Source organism: Bacillus sp. B2-WWTP-C-10-Post-4 (assembly GCF_009183805.1).
In the GTDB taxonomy this organism is placed as follows: Bacteria; Bacillota; Bacilli; order Bacillales; family Bacillaceae_G; genus Bacillus_A; species Bacillus_A cereus.
Genome location: NZ_WEII01000251.1, coordinates 1 through 1,648 on the forward strand (window position 1 = coordinate 1; position 1,648 = coordinate 1,648).

Below are 1,648 nucleotides of genomic sequence, written 5' to 3' on the forward strand. Positions count from 1 at the left end.
GCTATAAGGTATACCCTTTGTATTTAAAACTCTTTCTGTGGCAGCAGTATCATTAACATGAACAATATATTCTCCAGAAGTAATAATACTGTTTAACTTCCCTTCATAGAGTAAGCTACCCTTATGTAATAATGCTATGTGATCTGCTATCATTTCAATTTCAGCCAAATTATGACTAGAAATAAATATAGTCTTCCCCTCATTTTTTACTAAATGAAGTAATAAACGTCTAATCTCGTGTACTCCCTCTGGGTCTAATCCATTTGTCGGCTCGTCCAGAATTAATATTTTAGGATTATTAAGAATAGCAAAGGAAATACCTAGCCTTTGTTTCATTCCTAAAGAAAAATCTTTCACTTTTTTATCCTTGGCTTTATATATTCCTGTAGTTTTTAATACTCTATCTATCTCATCTAAAGGTTTATTAATCATTTTTTGTACATAAGCTAAATTTTCATATGCTGTTAAATTAGGATAATAGGTAGGTGAATCAATAAAACACCCCACATTTTCAAATAATTCTTCTTTCCATTCTTTGATATCTTTATCATTAAATAATATCGTTCCTTTATCTAATGGAATTAATCCCAATAACATTCGCATTGTTGTTGTTTTTCCTGCACCATTAGGTCCAATAAAAGCATATAAACTTCCTTCAGGAACAGATAAGTTTAAATCTCTTACAATGGATTGATTTTCAAAAGATTTTGTTAAATTTTTTGTTTGAATTGCTAATTTCATTTTGTTCCTCACTTTCTTATTCTCAAATAAAAGTAAGTATCTATTATATTCTTGATCTATTAGATATTCTATTTATCCTTTACCTGATGTTTGCAATTTGGATTTAGAAAAGGTTTCTCTTTGTTCTAATTTTTTATCAGTAAGTTCATAAACTCTATCTACACGCTCTAAAATATTTTCGTCATGAGTGATAATAATTTTAGTGGATGGTATGGCAAATATACTTTCAATAACGGCATTTGCCGTTTCTCTATCTAAATGGTTAGTTGGTTCATCTAAGATAAGAATTGGATATTCTTTCATGAACAGGCGTAACATAGATAACCTTTGTCTTTGACCACCAGAAAAATTTGTTCCTCCCTCAGTGATAAAAATATCATTTATACTTTGAAATTGAATATAATTACTTAGATTCAATTTATCTATAGCATTCAGAATTTTTGAAGGATCATACTTTATATCAAAGTAAGATAAATTCTCGGATAGACTTCCTCTAAATAAAACTCCATCCTGGGTCATTAGTCCTACCTTTTTTCTTAGTTCCTCACTATTCCAATCTTTAATATCTCTTTTGTCTATTAATATATTACCCTTATCAGCGGTATGCAATTTTAATAATAAGTTAGCCAAAGTGGTTTTACCGCTACCACTTTCTCCAACAATAGCAATACTTTCTTGATTTTCAATGTTTAAACTTAAGTTTTCTATTATTTTTTTGTCATCAAAACTAAATGAAATATTATTAAATTGAATTGAGCCTGTAAGAATGTTTACTTTAGTATCCGATCCATCTTTTTCTAGTTCCTCTTCCAAGATGTCTAAAGTTCTTAATAAAAGTGGTTTAACTGAATTCCAGTTTAAAATTGATCCTATAATTGCTGAAACCGGAGAAAATATAATACTAGAT

Annotated in this window: 2 protein-coding genes; both read right to left on the reverse strand. The window is 28.9% G+C overall.

Going from position 1 to position 1,648, the window contains the following annotated elements; all coding sequences use genetic code 11:
- A partial coding sequence (locus tag GBN78_RS29660; RefSeq protein WP_152128031.1) for an ABC transporter ATP-binding protein occupies positions 1 to 741 on the reverse strand: 741 nt, incomplete at its 3' end.
- Positions 742 to 813: 72 nt separating this feature from the next.
- Positions 814 to 1,648 (reverse strand): ATP-binding cassette domain-containing protein (locus GBN78_RS29665; RefSeq protein WP_152128032.1); only part of this gene is annotated, 835 nt, incomplete at its 5' end.